Source organism: Loktanella sp. M215, assembly GCF_021735925.1.
GTDB lineage: Bacteria > Pseudomonadota > Alphaproteobacteria > Rhodobacterales > Rhodobacteraceae > Loktanella.
This window is the reverse complement of sequence record NZ_WMEA01000001.1, coordinates 3,848,521-3,864,793: the sequence shown is the minus strand read 5'-3', so window position 1 is coordinate 3,864,793 and position 16,273 is coordinate 3,848,521. Positions and strand designations below refer to the sequence as shown.

Annotated in this window: 14 protein-coding genes and 1 tRNA gene; 13 read left to right on the top strand and 2 right to left on the bottom strand. The window is 62.8% G+C overall.

Annotated features, from left to right (window positions below; translation table 11 throughout):
* Positions 1–125: 125 nt before the first annotated feature.
* Positions 126–1,649, top strand: coding sequence for an ABC transporter substrate-binding protein (locus tag GLR48_RS18985; protein ID WP_237063923.1), 1,524 nt, complete (start codon positions 126–128; stop codon positions 1,647–1,649).
* A gap of 647 nt (positions 1,650–2,296) precedes the next feature.
* Here GLR48_RS18985 and GLR48_RS18980 read toward each other — a convergent pair.
* Positions 2,297–2,371 (bottom strand) — tRNA-Asn (locus GLR48_RS18980).
* Positions 2,372–2,616: 245 nt separating this feature from the next.
* On the opposite strand from GLR48_RS18980, the gene GLR48_RS18975 reads away from it, so the two are divergent.
* The 12 genes from GLR48_RS18975 (at position 2,617) to GLR48_RS18920 (ending at position 15,615) form a co-directional block, all read left to right on the top strand.
* The gene (locus GLR48_RS18975; protein WP_237063921.1) at positions 2,617–3,699 is read left to right on the top strand and encodes a TRAP transporter substrate-binding protein; all 1,083 of its coding nucleotides are present in this window, start codon (positions 2,617–2,619) and stop codon (positions 3,697–3,699) included.
* 79 nt (positions 3,700–3,778) lie between these two features.
* Positions 3,779–4,750, top strand: coding sequence for a TRAP transporter small permease subunit (locus tag GLR48_RS18970; RefSeq protein ID WP_237063919.1), 972 nt, complete (start codon positions 3,779–3,781; stop codon positions 4,748–4,750).
* Between the two features lie 18 nt (positions 4,751–4,768).
* Positions 4,769–7,414 carry a TRAP transporter large permease subunit gene (locus tag GLR48_RS18965; RefSeq protein WP_237063917.1) on the top strand — a complete coding sequence of 882 codons (2,646 nt, stop codon included), beginning with the start codon at positions 4,769–4,771 and terminating at the stop codon, positions 7,412–7,414.
* Between the two features lie 154 nt (positions 7,415–7,568).
* Complete coding sequence (locus GLR48_RS18960) at positions 7,569–8,495, top strand: ABC transporter ATP-binding protein (protein ID WP_237063915.1); 927 nt, start codon at positions 7,569–7,571, stop codon at positions 8,493–8,495.
* On the top strand, positions 8,492–9,253 hold the full coding sequence (locus GLR48_RS18955; RefSeq protein ID WP_237063913.1) for an ABC transporter permease: 762 nt from the start codon (positions 8,492–8,494) through the stop codon (positions 9,251–9,253). The genes GLR48_RS18960 and GLR48_RS18955 overlap by 4 nt, the downstream gene beginning before the upstream one ends.
* 62 nt (positions 9,254–9,315) lie before the next feature.
* Entirely contained in the window at positions 9,316–10,110 is a 795-nt protein-coding gene (locus GLR48_RS18950) for a S49 family peptidase (RefSeq protein WP_237063911.1), read from the top strand.
* A gap of 166 nt (positions 10,111–10,276) precedes the next feature.
* The gene (locus GLR48_RS18945; RefSeq protein WP_237063909.1) at positions 10,277–11,200 is read left to right on the top strand and encodes a calcium/sodium antiporter; all 924 of its coding nucleotides are present in this window, start codon (positions 10,277–10,279) and stop codon (positions 11,198–11,200) included.
* Positions 11,197–11,973 (top strand): SDR family oxidoreductase, encoded by a 777-nt coding sequence (locus tag GLR48_RS18940; protein WP_336886649.1) that lies wholly within the window; start codon positions 11,197–11,199, stop codon positions 11,971–11,973. The genes GLR48_RS18945 and GLR48_RS18940 overlap by 4 nt, the downstream gene beginning before the upstream one ends.
* Before the next feature lie 287 nt (positions 11,974–12,260).
* The gene (gene uvrC / locus GLR48_RS18935) at positions 12,261–14,129 is read left to right on the top strand and encodes an excinuclease ABC subunit UvrC (protein WP_237063907.1); all 1,869 of its coding nucleotides are present in this window, start codon (positions 12,261–12,263) and stop codon (positions 14,127–14,129) included.
* A 135-nt stretch (positions 14,130–14,264) separates the two neighbouring features.
* Positions 14,265–14,927 carry a CDP-diacylglycerol--glycerol-3-phosphate 3-phosphatidyltransferase gene (gene pgsA, locus GLR48_RS18930; RefSeq protein WP_237063905.1) on the top strand — a complete coding sequence of 221 codons (663 nt, stop codon included), beginning with the start codon at positions 14,265–14,267 and terminating at the stop codon, positions 14,925–14,927.
* Positions 14,927–15,172 carry a molybdopterin converting factor subunit 1 gene (moaD, locus tag GLR48_RS18925; protein ID WP_237063903.1) on the top strand — a complete coding sequence of 82 codons (246 nt, stop codon included), beginning with the start codon at positions 14,927–14,929 and terminating at the stop codon, positions 15,170–15,172. Before pgsA ends, moaD begins: the two co-directional genes overlap by 1 nt.
* Positions 15,172–15,615 carry a molybdenum cofactor biosynthesis protein MoaE gene (locus GLR48_RS18920; RefSeq protein ID WP_237063901.1) on the top strand — a complete coding sequence of 148 codons (444 nt, stop codon included), beginning with the start codon at positions 15,172–15,174 and terminating at the stop codon, positions 15,613–15,615. The genes moaD and GLR48_RS18920 overlap by 1 nt, the downstream gene beginning before the upstream one ends.
* 29 nt (positions 15,616–15,644) lie before the next feature.
* On the opposite strand, the gene GLR48_RS18915 is transcribed toward GLR48_RS18920, so the two are convergent.
* The gene (locus tag GLR48_RS18915; protein WP_237063899.1) at positions 15,645–16,214 is read right to left on the bottom strand and encodes a DNA-3-methyladenine glycosylase I; all 570 of its coding nucleotides are present in this window, start codon (positions 16,212–16,214) and stop codon (positions 15,645–15,647) included.
* Positions 16,215–16,273 lie beyond the last annotated feature (59 nt).

The window sequence follows — 16,273 nt, the reverse complement described above, 5'->3', positions numbered from 1 at the left end:
CGCACCGTATTCCAGTTCAGGCATGGGCAGGCGCCTCGGGTTCCGCCCGTTATCCCATGCTTCGGGCTTCACCCCCAAGCCCCAAGTCCAACGGCGGGACCGCAACACAAGACAGGAGACCTTCGATGTCGAGACGATCAAGAGGCTTTGGTATTTTTGTGATGTCAGCGGTTTGCGCCGCGTTTGTGACGACCAGCGCACAAGCGCGCGACCTGAGGATCGGGATCCGTGCCGATCCCGATATTCTCGACCCCGCACAGGGTGGCTCGGTTGCGGGTCGTCTGGTTTTCGCGTCGCTTTGTGACAAGCTGATCGACACGACGCCCGAAGGCACTTTTCGTCCCCAACTGGCCACCGCCTGGGACTGGTCCGAGGATAACCGTTCGCTGACCCTGAAACTGCGACCCGATGTCAAGTTTCATGACGGCACCGCCTTGGATGCTGCGGCGGTGAAGACGAATCTGGACCGCTACCGGTCCGATCCGATTTCGCGTCGCCAGACAGAGCTGAAGTCGATTGCATCGGTCGAGGTTGTCGATCCCCTGACCGTTCGGATCGATCTCGCACAGCCTGACGCGCCCTTGGTGGCCGCATTGGCTGACCGCGCCGGCATGATCATGTCGCCAAAGGCGCTGGCGGACGCGGGAGAAGATATCGGTTTGAATCCCGTGTGCGCCGGGCCCTTCAAGTTCGTCGAACGCGTGTCGCAGGATTTCATCAGGCTCGAGAAGTTCGATGAATATTGGAACAGCGGCGAAATCTTTCTGGATGGGGTCACATTCCTGCCGATACCCGACGATTCGATCCGCCTTCTCAGCCTGCGCTCGGGCGATCTGGACATGATCGAACGGGTTGCGCCCACCGATATCAAGGCCGTCGAAGACGATGCTGGCTTGACGCTGGTGCGCGGTCCGTCGGTCGCATACGATCTTATATCGATCAATGTCGCGAACGGAGAGAAAGCCCAGAACCCCTTGGGTCAGGATGCCCGCGTGCGCCGCGCATTCGAGCTGTCGATCGACCGCAATGTCTTGAACCAGGTGGTCTACAACGGCCTTTTCGTTCCAAGCAATCAACACGAAGTGCCCGGTTCGCAATACTACGACGCCACGCACCCGGTCCCGGACCGCGATGTCGAAGCGGCAAAAGCGCTGCTGGCAGACGCTGGTATCCCGAACCCCAGCTTCACGTTGAATGTCGCAAATAGCTCCACGTCCCAGCAGATCGGCGAAATCGTTCAGGCGATGGCAGCCGAAGCCGGATTTGACGTCAAGCTCGAAGCGCTTGAATCCTCGACAATGGCGTCGCGTGCAGATGCCGGGGACTATCAGGCCTCATTGGTCATCTGGAGCGGCCGACCTGATCCAGACGCCAACGTTGCACCCTGGGCGTCATGCGACGGCTTCTTGAACTGGGGAAAATATTGCGATCCCGCTCTGGATGCGATCCTGAAGCAGGCACGCGAGATTACCGATCCGACGATGCGTTCCGACCTCTACCAGAAGGCCGTCGCGATCTACACCACCGCCAATCCACACATTGTCATGTATCACTACACCTCATTGTTCGGTCTTCGAAACGATGTGACTGGGTTCGTCGCATATCCCGATAGCCTGATCCGGCTTCAAGGGGTGAAAAACGCCGCATAGAAAGAATTTGGCACGGCATGCAATGGATCGCTGATCAAGTCGTCGGCGTTGCCTCCATTTGAAATGTCGTGCCATCCACCCACATGCGATGCGAGAAATTCTCTATGCCAACGCGTCCTTGGCTCGTTTTGTGAAAATCGTCAGGCAGAACGTGACGCGATGCCTCAGCCAAGATTGTCCTCAATTGCGGAAAAGGGCCCTGTCGTCACGTCGGCTTATTTGACGCCGAACGCCGTCAGAAAACGATCAACGGCGCGTGTGATGGCCTCGGTCGGCTTCGCGGGGCAGTGGACCTGAGAAATGTGCTGCCGGATGGGGCGCAATCGTCATGGTCGTCTCCGCAACAGCGGCGAAGACCATGTCGCTCATCGCTGTCAGACAACGGGCCAGGATCTTCGCGTCGCGCGGGACATGGTTGCGAAGCGAAAATCAGAGGAGATTCTCTTTCAATGGGGTGCAGGTCGATCCGGGACGCGGGGTCAGCGTTTACGACAGAAGTAACCAGACCGGCGGAGTTCAAGTTGGGGCGGCAAGCTCCGATTGCGTGGCACGCAGAAGCCCTATTGTGCACCGCCGTGTGCACCTCGTTCTCAAGTTCCGATTCCGAATATCGGAAATCCTGAGATTTCAGGAACTTGCTGGAGGATTGGCTCCGACGGTAGGGATCGAACCTACGACCAATTGATTAACAGTCAACTGCTCTACCGCTGAGCTACGTCGGAAAACCTGAGGCTGCTATAACAACCGGGTTTTCGCGCGTCCAGACCCATTCGGCAGAAAAAGTCAGATCTTTTGTCGAAGTTCCACAGCGCGCCAAGGTCATTTTGTTAGCCTTCCAAGTGCTTGTGCGAAAGATAACTGCGCCTGTGTTGGTAAAATGAATTGACCAGTGATTGCGTCTCTTATTTACTCATGCTCAGGCAAACCGACCGAGACCCGACTTTGCCCAACAGGAGGATAAAAAAACATGAAACGCAGACAATTTCTGACCTCGGCCGCCGTGGGCACCGCAGCGACCACGCTTGCCACACCGATGCTGGCGCAGACCCGGATCGACATGAACATCGTTTCGACCTGGCCGCGGGACTTTCCCGGGTTGGGGACGTCCGCACAGCGGCTGGCTGCCCGGATCGAGGAACTGACCGAGGGCCGGATCGCGGTGCAATACTTTGCCGCCGGCGAAAAGGTCGGGGCATTCGATGCCTTCGACGACGTGGCCTCCGGCAACTCTCAGGCCTATATCGGTGCCGACTACTACTGGAAGGGCAAGCATGCCGGCTGGTCGCCGTTCACGGCGATCCCGATGGGCCTGACCTATACGGAAATCGACGCCTGGATGAAGTTCGGCGGCGGGCAGGAATTGTACGAAAGGCTGGGCGACGAATTCGGCATCATCGGCTACCCGGCGGGCAACACCGGCGTGCAGATGGGCGGCTGGTTCAACAAGGAAATCGAATCCCCCGACGACATTCGTGGCCTCAAGATGCGGATCCCCGGTCTTGGCGGCGACGTCATGGCGAAACTGGGCGCGTCGCCGGTGTCCCTGCCGGGTGGGCAGATCTACGAAAACCTCGTGTCCGGCGCGATCGACGCGACCGAATGGGTCGGTCCGTGGAACGACTATTTCCTCAAGCTTTATGAAGCGGCGAAATACTACTACTGGCCGGGCTTCCACGAGCCGGGCTCGCAGCTGGGTTTAGGTATGAACAAGACCTGGTGGTCGACCGTGCCCGAGATCGACCAGAAGATCATCCGCGCCGCTTGCGCCGAGGAAAATGCCGTGTCCTGCGCGGAAACCAACGCCAAGAACGGCGAATATCTGGGCAAGCTGATCAACGAATACGGTGTAGAGCTGCGCGAGTTCAACGACGAGGTCTACGAAGCCTTCGGCACTGCTTCGGCTGAAGTTATCGAAGAGGCGCGTGATCACAGCCCGCTGGCTGCCGAGATCTTTGACAGCCACCTCAAGGCCCGTGCCGAGATTGGTGCCTGGACGGCGCTGTCGGACGCGCCCTATGTGGCCAAACGGAACCGCGTTCTGGACATGTAAGCGCAGGCAATTCCGGGTGGAACGGGGCGGCAAGATTGCCGCCCCATTCCCAAAAATACAAAAAAACGGGGGGATGGGAATGGAAACGCAGGGACATGCGCGCGCCTTGCTGGCGCGTGGATTTGGCTGGATCGTGTTGGCGGTGCTGGCCGCCTACATGATCAACGTGGTGCTGACGTTCTGGTTCGGGTTTCCGGGTGCCATGTCCGCGCTCTCCGGCGGCGTGGGTGTCATGGCGCTTGTGCAGGTCGTCGTGGTGCTGGCCGCGATCGCCGCAGCGCTCCTCTATGTCACGCGCAGCCCTGACGTGACCTTGCGGCAGGACGCGGCCCGGATCAGCGCCTTCAACCGGTTTCTGGTGCGCTGCGCCTTTTTCGTCGTGCTTCTGGTCGGCATGGGGGACGCGATCCTGTCGTTCCTGCGGGTGCAGAACATGCTGGACGGCGTGGTCGGTCCCGATCTGGCCGGCAACCTCGGCCGTGCCGATTTCCGCGGCGTCTATTTTCACGTGCCGCTGATCGTCCTCGGGATCGTGCTCGGTGCCATCACCCGCGGCCTCGGGTTCATCTGGCTGACGCTACTGGTGGTCGTGGCCGAACTGCTGATCGTGCTGTCGCGCTTCGTCTTTTCATACGAACAGGCCTTCATGGCCGACCTCGTGCGGTTCTGGTACGGCGCGCTTTTCCTCTTCGCCTCGGCCTATACCCTGCTGGAGGAGGGGCACGTCCGCGTCGACCTGCTCTATGCCTCGATGCGCCGCGAATCAAAGGGGCGGGTGAACGCCGTAGGTTCCGTCATCCTTGGCATGGTGCTGTGCTGGACGATCCTGATCATCGGCTTCGGCACCGCCTCGTCGATCATCGTCGGCCCCATTCTGGTGTTCGAGACGACCCAGTCGGGCTTTGGCATGTACGTCAAATATTTCATGGCGGGCTTCCTCGCGGTCTTTGCGATCACGATGATGATCCAGTTCGTCGCTCAATTTCTGGAAGCGGTCGCCGACAAGCGCGGCGAACCCGGTGCGCGCGATGTCGCCACCGAGATGATGTAATCGGGGACACCGGACCACATGGAACTCTTCTTTCTTCTGATGCTGCTCGTCGTGATGGGCACGGCGCTCGGCTCCGGCTACCCGGTGGCCTTCGCGCTGCCCGGATCGGCCATTTTGACCGTCGGTGCCGCGGCCCTTGTCGGTCTCCTGCTCGAAGGGTCAACAGCCGCCTATTTCGCCAACGGCGGCCCGTCGCAATGGCTCTCGGCCGGCGTCACCAACCTGCGCGGCGTCTATTGGGAGCCTGAACGCGACACCCTGATCGCGATCCCGCTGTTCATCTTCATGGGGATCATGCTGCAACGCTCCAAGATCGCAGAGGATCTGCTGGTTAACATGGCCCAGCTCTTTGGCCCGATTCCGGGCGGCCTCGGCATCTCCGTCATCGTCGTGGGCGCGCTGCTTGCCGCCACGACGGGCATCGTGGGCGCGACCGTCGTCGCGATGGGCATGATTTCCCTGCCCGCGATGATGCGCAACGGCTATTCCAATTCCCTGTCGTCGGGTGTCATCGCGGCGTCCGGCACACTGGGGCAGATTATTCCGCCCTCCATCGTGCTCATCATTCTGGCCGACCAGCTTGCCTCTGCCGTTGATCAGGCGGGCACCTCGCGGACCGAGCTTTACAAGGTCGCGACCGGCGAGCTGACGATGCCGTCGGAATTCGCCATCGTCTCGACTTCTGCCGGTGACATGTTCCTTGGCGCACTGGTGCCGGGCCTGCTGCTGGTGGCCATCTACATCCTTTACGTCCTCGCCATCGCGATCCTGCGGCCGAAAATGGCGCCTGCCGTTCCCTACGAGGGGAAATACGACGCGGCCTTTATCGGCAACGTCCTGCTGGCCATGATCCCGCCGCTGGCGCTGATCCTGCTGGTGCTGGGGTCGATCATTGCCGGTGTCGCCACGGTCAACCAGGCTGGCGCCATCGGCGCCGTCGGCGCCATGGTCATGGCGGGCTATCGCCTGCATCCCAAAGGCCGCCCTGGACGCTTTACCCCCGCGATCATCGCGGCGGTGGGTCTGGCGCTGGTGGCCTGGACGCTGGCGAACTACAACACCAACGTCCTGAACATGCAGACCGCCAGCGACCGCATGGGGGTCACACTGGCCGCCATCGGCGTCGGTTTGATCGTCATCTCGATCATCTGGTCCGGGATCCGCGCCTTCACGAACGAGGACGCGCTGACCGGCGTTATGGTCGAAACCGCCAAGACGACCTCGCTTGTGTTCATCATCCTGCTGGGTGCGGCCATGCTGACAGCCGCCTTCCGCGCCTTCGGTGGCGAGGAGCTGGTCAAGCACTTCCTCGAAGGGTTGCCGGGCGGCTTCTGGACGAAATTCATCATCGTCATGACGGTGATTTTCGTGCTGGGCTTCTTTCTGGACTTCATCGAAATCGCGGTCGTCGTGGTGCCCATCGTGGCCCCGATCCTGCTGGCCGATCCAGAGGCGAACGTCTCTGCCGTCTGGCTGGGCGTGATGATCGGTCTGAACATCCAGACCTCGTTCCTGACACCACCCTTCGGTTTCGCGCTGTTCTACCTGCGCGGCGTCGCACCGGCGGCGCTCAAGACGATCCAGATCTACAAGGGCGTCGTGGCCTTCATCTTGCTGCAGATCCTCGCGCTGATCATCGTGGCCTTCAACCCGCCGCTGGTGAACTACCTGCCGGCGCGCACGTCCCTGACGGCTGAAACTGCGCCGCCGCCGGTGAACCCCGCGTTGCAATACTGCATCGAGGAATACATCGCGGACGCCTTCGACACGCGTGGCCCGCAAATCAGCGCCGCCATCGAGACGGCGCGCGGGCTGGACGTGTCATACCTGCCGGAAAACCTGCGCGACGATTGGATCGAGGGGCTGGACAAGGCCGCAACCGCGATCCCGATGATGGCCGAGATCCAGACCATCCAGCAGCGCCTGCGCGACGGTGCCGTGGACTACCGCCCCGAACACACCATCGTCCGCGGCCTGCAGCGCGACATGCTGATCCGGACCAAGGAAATCGCGGACCTGCGCCTGCGTGCGTCCCGCGGTTTCGGCGACAGCGAAGCCCAGACCGCCCGCGCCGACGCCTTGCAGTCCGAAGTCGACGCTCTGCAGGCGCAGATTCCCGCGACATGGGAGGATACGCAGGCGACCTACAACGTGCTCAACAAAGAGAATGAGACCGCCCGCAACCTCTATCGCCGGACGGTCGATCAGGCTTACGGGCCGGTGATGGACATGAAGGCCGTCATCGCCAGCACCGACGCGCTGGAGGCCATCCGCGCCCCCATCGCAGCCCTCGTGGCCGATGCACCCGGCATGGACGGTGACACCGCCGACGTCCGCTTCAAAGAGGTGGAATCGATGCTGGGCGACGTCGATGGCGGGCGCGAGATCCGCGGCCTGCTGGCCGATGCCCGCAAAGAGATCGACGACCGCTCTCCCGATCCGGAACGCGCGATGGCGTATCTGGCCGAGGCGCAGGCGCTCTTCGACACTCAGATGGCTTGGCGCACACGTGCAGCGACAGAGCTTCTGCCCGGAGTCACCGCCTACGACGACGCGATCCGCGACACCATCGGTCTGCGCCAGCAACCGCGCCTGCCGCGCGCGCAGGCGCTGGAAGTCGCCTCCTGCGCCGCGCACCACCGCGATATCTCGCTCAACTTCTGAGCGGCGCATGACGCAGACCTGATGCTGCGCAAGGGCCGGGGGCACGCCTCCGGCCCTTGCATGTAGGCACCGCAGCAGCACTGTGCGCTGCCGCACCTATCGCCGGACCGCGACTGGGCTTATATTGCGCGCGAACATCCCGAAAGGATCCCCCATGGCCGCGATCGTGTCCGTCAAGAACCTGCGCAAAACCTACGACACCGGGTTCGAGGCGCTGAAATCGGTCAACCTCGACATCGAGGAAGGTGAGATTCTGGCCCTGCTCGGCCCCAACGGGGCGGGCAAGACCACGCTGATCTCGGCCATCTGCGGCATCACCGTGCCAACCTCTGGCACGGTCAGCGTCGGCGGCTTCGACACGCTGCTGGAATACCGTCAGGCGCGCGCCCTGATCGGCCTCGTGCCGCAGGAAATCAACCTCGAACCCTTCGAGACGGTGCAGAACACCGTCAGCTTTTCCCGCGGCCTCTTCGGCAAGCCCCGCGACGATGCAAAGGTCATGGCGATCCTGAAAAGCCTGTCGCTGGACGACAAGGCGAAGTCCCGGGTCAAGGAACTCTCCGGCGGGATGAAGCGCCGCGTGTTGATCGCCAAAGCCTTGGCGCACGAACCGCGCGTGCTATTCCTTGACGAGCCGACCGCCGGCGTCGACGTCGAACTGCGAAAGGACATGTGGAACGTCGTGGCCGACCTCAAGGCTACCGGCGTCACCATCATCCTGACCACCCATTACATCGAAGAGGCCGAGGCCATCGCCGACCGCGTCGGCGTCATCAGCAAGGGCCAGATCCTGCTGGTGCAGGACAAGGCCGAGATGATGAGCCAGATGGGCAAGAAACAACTGCGCGTCGATCTGGCGGAACAGGCCACCGCGATCCCCGCCAGCCTGTCGGATTATGATCTGACGCTGGAAAAGGACGGCACCGTGCTGGTCTATACCTACGACACGCGCAAGGAACGCACCGGCATCCGCCGCCTGCTGAACCAGATGAATGACGCAGGGCTGGTGATGACCGACCTGCAGACCCAGCAAAGCAGCCTCGAAGACATCTTTGTCGGACTGGTAAAGGACAACGCATGAACCTGACCGCGATCAAATCCATCTACAAGTTCGAGATGGCCCGCTTTTTCCGCACGATCACACAGTCGCTCGTGTCGCCGGTGCTGTCGACGTCGCTCTACTTCGTGGTCTTCGGCACCGCCATCGGCAGCCGGATCGACACGGTGGAAAACGTCAGCTACGGCGCCTTCATCGTGCCGGGCCTGATCATGCTGTCCGTGATGACCCAGTCCACCAGCAACGCAAGCTTCGGCATCTACTTTCCGAAATTCATCGGTACGATCTACGAACTGCTCTCGGCCCCCGTGAACTTCATCGAGATCACGATCGGCTATGTCGGGGCCGCGGCGACCAAAGCGCTCTTCATCGGCACGATCATCTTCATCACCGCATTCTTCTTCGTCGATATTCAGGTGGCGCATCCGTTCTGGATGGTGGCCTTCCTTGTGATGACCTGCGTCAGCTTTGCGCTGCTGGGGTTCATCATCGGCATCTGGGCCGGCAATTTCGAACAACTCCAGCTGATTCCGCTGCTGATCATCACGCCACTCGTTTTCCTGGGTGGATCCTTCTACTCGGTCACTATGCTGCCGCCGGTCTGGCAGACGATCACCATGTTCAACCCGGTGGTCTATCTGATCAGTGGCTTCCGTTGGGCGTTCTTCGACAGTGCTGACGTGCCGGTAGGCCTGTCGTTGCTGGCGATCAGCCTGTTCATGGCGGCCTGCCTCACGGCGATCTGGTGGATCTTCCGCACCGGCTGGCGCATCCGTCAGTAAGTCGCACAAGACCGCAGGGACAAAGACTTGCGGGTCTGGGGCAGGGGACCTAGATCGGGGGCATGAAAATGAAAATCCCCTTCGTGAACCGCGACCCGCTGGTCAACGTCGTCCGCCTGCAAGGCGCCATAACCACCGCAGGCCGAGGGTTGGACGACCCCTCCCTCGCCGCCGTGCTGCAAAAGGCCTTCACCAAGGGGAAACCCAAGGCCGTGGCGCTTCAGATCAACTGCCCCGGCGGCAGTCCTGTGCAGTCGTCCCTGATCGCCGCGCGCATCCGCCGCCTCAGCCAGGAACACGACGTCCCCGTCATCGCTTTCGTCGAGGATGTTGCGGCCTCTGGCGGCTACTGGCTGGCCTGTGCGGCGGATGAAATCTATGCCGATGTAGGCAGCCTCATCGGCTCCATCGGCGTCATCTCGGCGGGCTTCGGGTTTCACGACCTGATCGACCGCTACGGCGTCGAACGTCGCGTGCACACGGCAGGCACCTCGAAATCCATGCTCGACCCCTTCCGGCCGGAAAAGCCCGAGGATGTGCAGAAGCTTGAAGGCTGGCTGACCGACCTGCACGAGATCTTCATCGATTACGTGAAATCCCGGCGCGAGGCGCTGCTGGACGACGACCCCGCAATCTTCTCGGGCGAGGTCTGGATCGGCCGCAAGGCGCAGGACAAGGGTTTGATCGACGGCATCGGCCACCTGATCCCTGTGATGAAGGCGATCCACGGCGACGACGTGAAATTCCGCCGCTACGGGCCGAAGAAATCGCTCTTTGCCCGCCTCGGCGCGCGGATCATGGGCGACGCCATCGCCAGCATCGAGGATCGCACCGCCTTTGCCCGGTTCGGTCTTTGATGCTCATCAAGGTCGCGGCCCTCTTCCTCGTCTTCTTCTTCGTCCTTGGACTGTTCGGCAAATGGCGGTTCCCAGGGCAGAAGGCATTGGCCGCGGCCAAATGCCCCAAATGCGGGCGTTACAACATTGGCAAAGGCCCCTGTGCCTGTGAAAAGGGAAACCCCTGATGGAATGGCTCCTTGTCGCCGCCGGCCTGATCATCCTGATCTTCGCCGGGGACAGCCTTGTCAAAGGTGCTGTGAACCTTGCCCTGCGCCTTGGCGTGCCGGCGCTGATCGTGTCGTTGACCATCGTGGCCTTCGGGACCTCCGCGCCTGAACTGCTGATTTCCGTCCAGTCGATCCTCGACGGCTTTCCGGGGCTGGCGCTGGGCAACGTGGTCGGGTCGAACACGGCCAACGTGCTGCTGGTGCTGGGTATCCCCGCGCTGCTCGCGGTGATCCACACCTCCGAATCCGATGTGCGCGCCAGCTACCTGCAGATGCTGGCGGCCTCGGTGCTGTTCATCGTGCTGTGCTTCTTCGGCCCGCTGAACTGGATCAGCGGGTTGATCCTGCTGGCCGGTCTGGCGGCGATGCTGACAGATGCCGTGCTCAAGGCCCGCCGCAGTCCCGCCCCGCCAGAGGTCGAAGGCGCCGACCCCTCGATGGCTTGGGGCAAGATCATCGTGTTCCTCGCGCTTGGCCTGATCGGCCTGCCGATCGGGTCAGAGCTTCTGATCCGGGGGGCGACGGTCATCGCGCAGGACTTCGGCCTGTCCGACAGCGTGATCGGCCTGACGCTGATCGCCGTCGGCACGTCCCTGCCAGAGCTTGCGACGACCGTCATGGCGGCCTTGCGCCGTCAGGCCGACGTGGCGCTGGGCAACGTGGTCGGGTCGAACCTGTTCAACATCCTCGGCATCATGGGCATCGCCACGCTGGTCGGCCCGGTGCCGGTGGACACGCAGTTCCTGACGTTCGATCTCTGGGTGATGCTGGGGTCCGCGCTCTTGATGATCCCGCTGGTCTTCATGGGTCGCAATCTGACGCGCCTCTGGGGCATCGGTCTGACCGCTGCCTATGCTGTCTACGTCTGGTCCATCCTGTGAAGGCGCTCGTCACCGGGGCAGGGGCGCGTCTGGGGCGGGCCATGGCGCTGGCACTGGCGGATCGCGGGTATGACGTCGCTGTGCACTACGCAGGGTCCGCCGCCGGGGCGACCGAGGTCGCCGACCTGATCCGCGCCAAGGGCCGGCAGGCGGTGACCCTGCAGGCCGACCTGCTCGACATCGCCGCGACGGACGACCTTGTCGGGCGCGCTGTGGCAGGCTTGGGTGGGCCGTTGACGGTGCTGGTCAACAATGCCTCGATCTTTGAACACGACGACATTCATACCGCCACCGCGAAAAGCTGGGACCGGCACATGGGGTCCAACCTGCGCGCGCCCTTGATGCTGACGCAACACTTCGCTGCACAGGTGCCGGACCCGGCGATGGACGATGACGGCGAGCCGGTGGCGCAGGGGCTGGTCGTCAACATGATCGACCAGCGCGTCCACAAGCTGACGCCGGAATTCATGACCTACACGCTGGCCAAGATGGGCCTGTGGACCCTGACGCGTACGGCGGCGCAGGCCTTGGCGCCGCGCATCCGGGTGAACGGCATCGGCCCCGGCCCGACGCTGAAAGGCGCTCGCCAGTCGCCGGAACATTTCGCGGCACAGCGCGCCGCGACGATCCTTGGGCGCGGGGCGGATGCCGCGGATATATGCACCGCACTCCTCTATCTGCTGGACGCGCGCGCAGTCACGGGCCAGATGATCGCCGTCGATGGCGGGCAGCATCTGGCGTGGCAGACGCCGGATGTTCTGGGCCTCGAATAAACTTGCGCGATACGAGTTGTGCACCTTGACAACCCAAGACCTCACTTTGCCGGGGTTAATGTGCTTGAGGGTGGCCTTCATAAATCCTTCATAAAATAATATTTTAAAATCAATAAGATAAAGAACTGCTTATAAATACGGCAAAGTGATGAAGCCCACGGGATGCAACGAAAAAATCCGCCTCACAGCAAAGTGCCCCCGGAGTTATCCACAGAATCCGTGGATGCCTTACGTCTTGTCCCGATTGCGTTAACATTGCAGACACACCCAGAATCACGGACTTCGCGATGACTGACACCAAGACCGGCGCTGCCCTGACCGGCTACGCCTATATCGCGGCCTTCGTGAAGACGCTGGACGCCTCGCCCGGCGTCTACCGGATGCTGGATGGCGAGAGCAGGGTGCTTTACGTCGGCAAGGCGCGCAACCTCAAGGCGCGGGTCACGAACTATTCCCGGCCGGGGCCGCATTCGGGCCGGATCGCGCGGATGATCCGAGAGACGCAAGGCATGATGGTCCTGACCACCCGGACCGAAACCGAGGCGCTGCTGCTTGAGCAGAACCTGATCAAGCAGCTCAAGCCGCGCTACAACGTGCTGCTGCGCGACGACAAGTCGTTCCCGAACATCCTTGTCACCACCGGCCACGACTGGCCGCAGATCAAGAAGCATCGTGGGGCCAAGACCGAGAAGGGCGACTATTACGGACCCTTCGCGGGGGCGGGGGCCGTCAACCGGACGCTGAACCAGCTGCAGCGGGTGTTCCTGCTGCGCAACTGCTCTGACCAGGATTTCGAGACGCGGACGCGGCCCTGCCTGCAATACCAGATCAAGCGCTGCTCTGGCCCCTGCTGCGGGCTGGTGACGGCAGAGGACTACCGCGCCTCTGTCCGCGATGCGCAGGCGTTTCTGTCGGGGCGCACCAAGGGTATTCAGGAGACGCTGGCCGCCGAGATGGCTGCCGCATCCGAGGCGATGGAGTTCGAGCGCGCCGCGGCGATGCGCGACCGGATCAAGGCGCTGACGCAGGTGCAGACGACCCAAGGCATCAACCCCAAGCATGTTGAGGAGGCCGACATCATCGGGCTGCACATCGACGGCGGGCAGGCCTGCGTGCAGGTGTTCTTCATCCGGGCCAATCAGAACTGGGGCAATCACGACTATTACCCCCGGATCAGCGGTGACGAGGATCCGTCAGAGGTGATGGAGGCCTTCGTCGGCCAGTTCTATGCCGACCGCGAGCCGCCGAAGGGGCTGATCCTGTCGCACGGGCTGGACAACCCCGATCTGATGGCCGAGGCGCTGTCCGGCAAGCTGGGCCGCAAGGTCGAGATCCTCGTGCCGCAGCGGGGCGAGAAGGCGGAACTGGTGCAGGGCGCGCTGCGCAATGCCCGCGAGAGCCTGGCACGCAAGATGAGCGAGACGGCGACGCAGGGCCGCCTGCTGAAAGGCGTGGCTGAGGCGTTCGATCTGCCCAAGGTGCCACAGCGGGTCGAGGTCTATGACAACAGCCACATTCAGGGCAGTTTTGCGGTGGGGGCGATGGTCGTCGTCGGGCCTGACGGGTTCGAGAAGAACCAGTACCGCAAGTTCAACATCCGCGGCGACGACCTGACGCCGGGGGATGACTTTGGCATGATGAAGGAGGTGCTGACCCGCAGGTTCCAGCGCCTGCTGAAGGAAGACCCCGAGCGCAAGGGCGGCACCTGGCCGGACCTGTTGCTGATCGACGGCGGTGCGGGGCAGGTGAGTGCCGTGCGCGAGATCATGGAGAAGCTGGGTGTGGGCGACGTGCCGATGGTCGGCGTCGCCAAGGGCATTGACCGGGATGCGGGCAAGGAAGAGTTTCACCGCACCGGCAAGTCGGTGATGGCGCTGCGGCACAACGACCCGGTGCTCTATTTCATCCAGCGGATGCGCGACGAGGTCCACCGCTTTGCCATCGGCACCCACCGTGCCAAGCGCGCCAAGGCGATCGGGGCCACGCCGCTGGACGATGTGCCGGGCGTGGGCGCCACGCGCAAGCGGGCGCTGCTGGCGCATTTCGGATCGGCCAAGGCGGTGGCGCGCGCCAATGCGGGCGATCTGCAGGCGGTCGATGGCATCAGCCAGACCATGGCGCAGACGATCTATGACTATTTCCATGAAAATGGCTGAGGCGCCCCGCGGCGCGGTGGAGGGGGGGCCAGCCCCCCGCCGCTTCGCGTCTCCCCCCGAAGTATTTTTGACCAGAAGAAGGGGCAGGGTGCACGTGATCTGGTGTCTTTGTGTGAGCGCAGCTAGGGTGCGCTCATGACCATGACTTTTCCCAATATCCTGACGATCCTGCGGCTGCTGGCGGCACCGGCCGTGGCTGTCATGTTCCTGTTCTTTGCGCGGCCCTGGGCCGACTGGTTCGCGCTGGTGCTTTTCGTCAGTGCGGCGGTGACGGATTTCGTCGACGGCTACCTTGCGCGGGCGTGGAAGCAGGAAAGCAAGTTCGGCGCGATGCTTGATCCGATTGCGGACAAGGCGATGGTGGTCATCGCGCTGCTGGTCATCACCGGATTTTCCGGCATGAACCCCTGGATCTTGCTGCCAGCGACCTTCATCATCTTTCGCGAGGTCTTCGTGTCTGGCCTGCGGGAGTTTCTGGGGGCGACGGCGGGGCTGCTGAAGGTCACGCAACTGGCCAAGTGGAAGACCACGGCGCAGATGGTGGGGATTGCCCTGCTGTTTGCGACCGGTGCCTTCGAGCATTATCTGGGCATGCAGACCTTTGGCATGGACCGTGCGATCCGCGATAACGTGCTGGCGGGGCATATTCCCGATGAACTGGGTCTGGTCTGGAAATACTGGGGCATGATGCTGAGCTGGTATGCGGGGATCACCGTGCTGTGGCTGGCGGCCGCGTTGACGCTGCTGACGGGCTGGGACTATTTCCGCAAGGCCCTGCCGTATCTGAGGGACGCGTGATGGATGTGCTGTATTTCGCCTGGGTCCGCGAGCGGATCGGTTTGCCGCGCGAGCGGGTGGAGACGCAGGCCGCGACGGTGAATGACCTGGTGGCGGAGCTGGTCGCGCGCGAAGAGCGTTATGCGGCGGCCTTTGCCGACACGACCGCGTTGCGGGTCGCGCTGGATCAGGTGCTGGCAAGTTTCGATGCGCCGCTGGACGGGGTGCGCGAGGTCGCGTTCTTTCCCCCGATGACGGGCGGCTGATGGCAGTCCGGGTGCAGGAAGCGGCCTTCGATGCGGGGGTGGAGCTGAACGCCTTTACCGCCGGGGCTGTGGCGGCAGGGGCTGTCGTCAGCTTTACCGGCGTCGTGCGCGACGTGGACGGCGGGCTGCGGCACATGATGATCGAGCATTATCCGGGCATGACCGAAAAGGCGATTGCGGGGATCGTGGAAGAGGCGCGGGCGCGCTGGGATCTGGTGGATGCGCTGGTGATTCACCGGTTCGGGCCGTTGGCACCGGGACAGCCGATCATGATGGTGGCCACGGCGGCAGCGCACCGGGCGGCGGCCTTTGCCGCGGCGGATTTCCTGATGGATTACCTGAAATCCCGCGCGCCTTTCTGGAAGAAGGAAGTGACGGCGGACGGCGCGGACTGGGTCGCGGCCAAGGACGCGGACGAGGCGGCGCTGGGGCGCTGGGACTGACCTTATCCGCGGGGAAGCCGCGCGGTGCGTCAGGGATGCGTTAACGGATCGTGGCGGTGGCAGGGGAGGATGTGGTCGTTCACCAGACCGCAGGCTTGCATGAAAGCGTAGACGATGGTCGGGCCACAGAACTTGAACCCAGCCTTTTTGAGGTCTTTCGAGATGCGGGTGGACAGGGGCGTGAAGGCCGGCACATCGGCCATCGTCGCGCGGTGGGTCTGCAGGGGGCGGCCGTCCACGTAGTCCCACAGGAAGCGGTCAAAGCCTTGTGCGGCCTCGATCTGTTGCCAGGCGCGGGCGTTGGTGATCGTGGCCGCGATCTTGCCGCGGTGGCGGATGATGCTGCGGTCGCCCAGCAGGCGCGCGATGTCATCCTCGCCCCAGGTGGCGACGATGTGGGGGTCGAACCCGGCGAAGGCCGCGCGGAAATTGTCGCGCTTTTTCAGGATGGTGATCCATGACAGGCCGGCCTGAAAGCCGTCGAGCACCAGCTTTTCCCACAGGGCGCGGCTGTCGTATTCGGGCACGCCCCATTCGGTGTCGTGGTAGGCTTGGTAAAGCGGGTCGTCGCCCGCCCAGGCGCAGCGGATCGGGGGCATGAAATTACCTTTGGCGGTGATGTCTTAACCCGGTGTTAGGCGGGCGGGCGCATTGTGGC

Bases quoted from the DNA above. Each gene is read 5' to 3' on its own strand.
- GLR48_RS18920 (WP_237063901.1), top strand. From the start codon at position 15,172: ATGGCAGTCCGGGTGCAGGAAGCGGCCTTCGATGCGGGGGTGGAGCTG.
- GLR48_RS18955 (WP_237063913.1), top strand. From the start codon at position 8,492: ATGAACCTGACCGCGATCAAATCCATCTACAAGTTCGAGATGGCCCGC.
- GLR48_RS18975 (WP_237063921.1), top strand. From the start codon at position 2,617: ATGAAACGCAGACAATTTCTGACCTCGGCCGCCGTGGGCACCGCAGCG.
- uvrC (WP_237063907.1), top strand. From the start codon at position 12,261: ATGACTGACACCAAGACCGGCGCTGCCCTGACCGGCTACGCCTATATC.
- GLR48_RS18945 (WP_237063909.1), top strand. From the start codon at position 10,277: ATGGAATGGCTCCTTGTCGCCGCCGGCCTGATCATCCTGATCTTCGCC.
- moaD (WP_237063903.1), top strand. From the start codon at position 14,927: ATGGATGTGCTGTATTTCGCCTGGGTCCGCGAGCGGATCGGTTTGCCG.
- pgsA (WP_237063905.1), top strand. From the start codon at position 14,265: ATGACCATGACTTTTCCCAATATCCTGACGATCCTGCGGCTGCTGGCG.
- GLR48_RS18965 (WP_237063917.1), top strand. From the start codon at position 4,769: ATGGAACTCTTCTTTCTTCTGATGCTGCTCGTCGTGATGGGCACGGCG.
- GLR48_RS18950 (WP_237063911.1), top strand. From the start codon at position 9,316: ATGAAAATGAAAATCCCCTTCGTGAACCGCGACCCGCTGGTCAACGTC.
- GLR48_RS18970 (WP_237063919.1), top strand. From the start codon at position 3,779: ATGGAAACGCAGGGACATGCGCGCGCCTTGCTGGCGCGTGGATTTGGC.
- GLR48_RS18960 (WP_237063915.1), top strand. From the start codon at position 7,569: ATGGCCGCGATCGTGTCCGTCAAGAACCTGCGCAAAACCTACGACACC.
- GLR48_RS18985 (WP_237063923.1), top strand. From the start codon at position 126: ATGTCGAGACGATCAAGAGGCTTTGGTATTTTTGTGATGTCAGCGGTT.
- GLR48_RS18915 (WP_237063899.1), bottom strand. From the start codon at position 16,214: ATGCCCCCGATCCGCTGCGCCTGGGCGGGCGACGACCCGCTTTACCAA.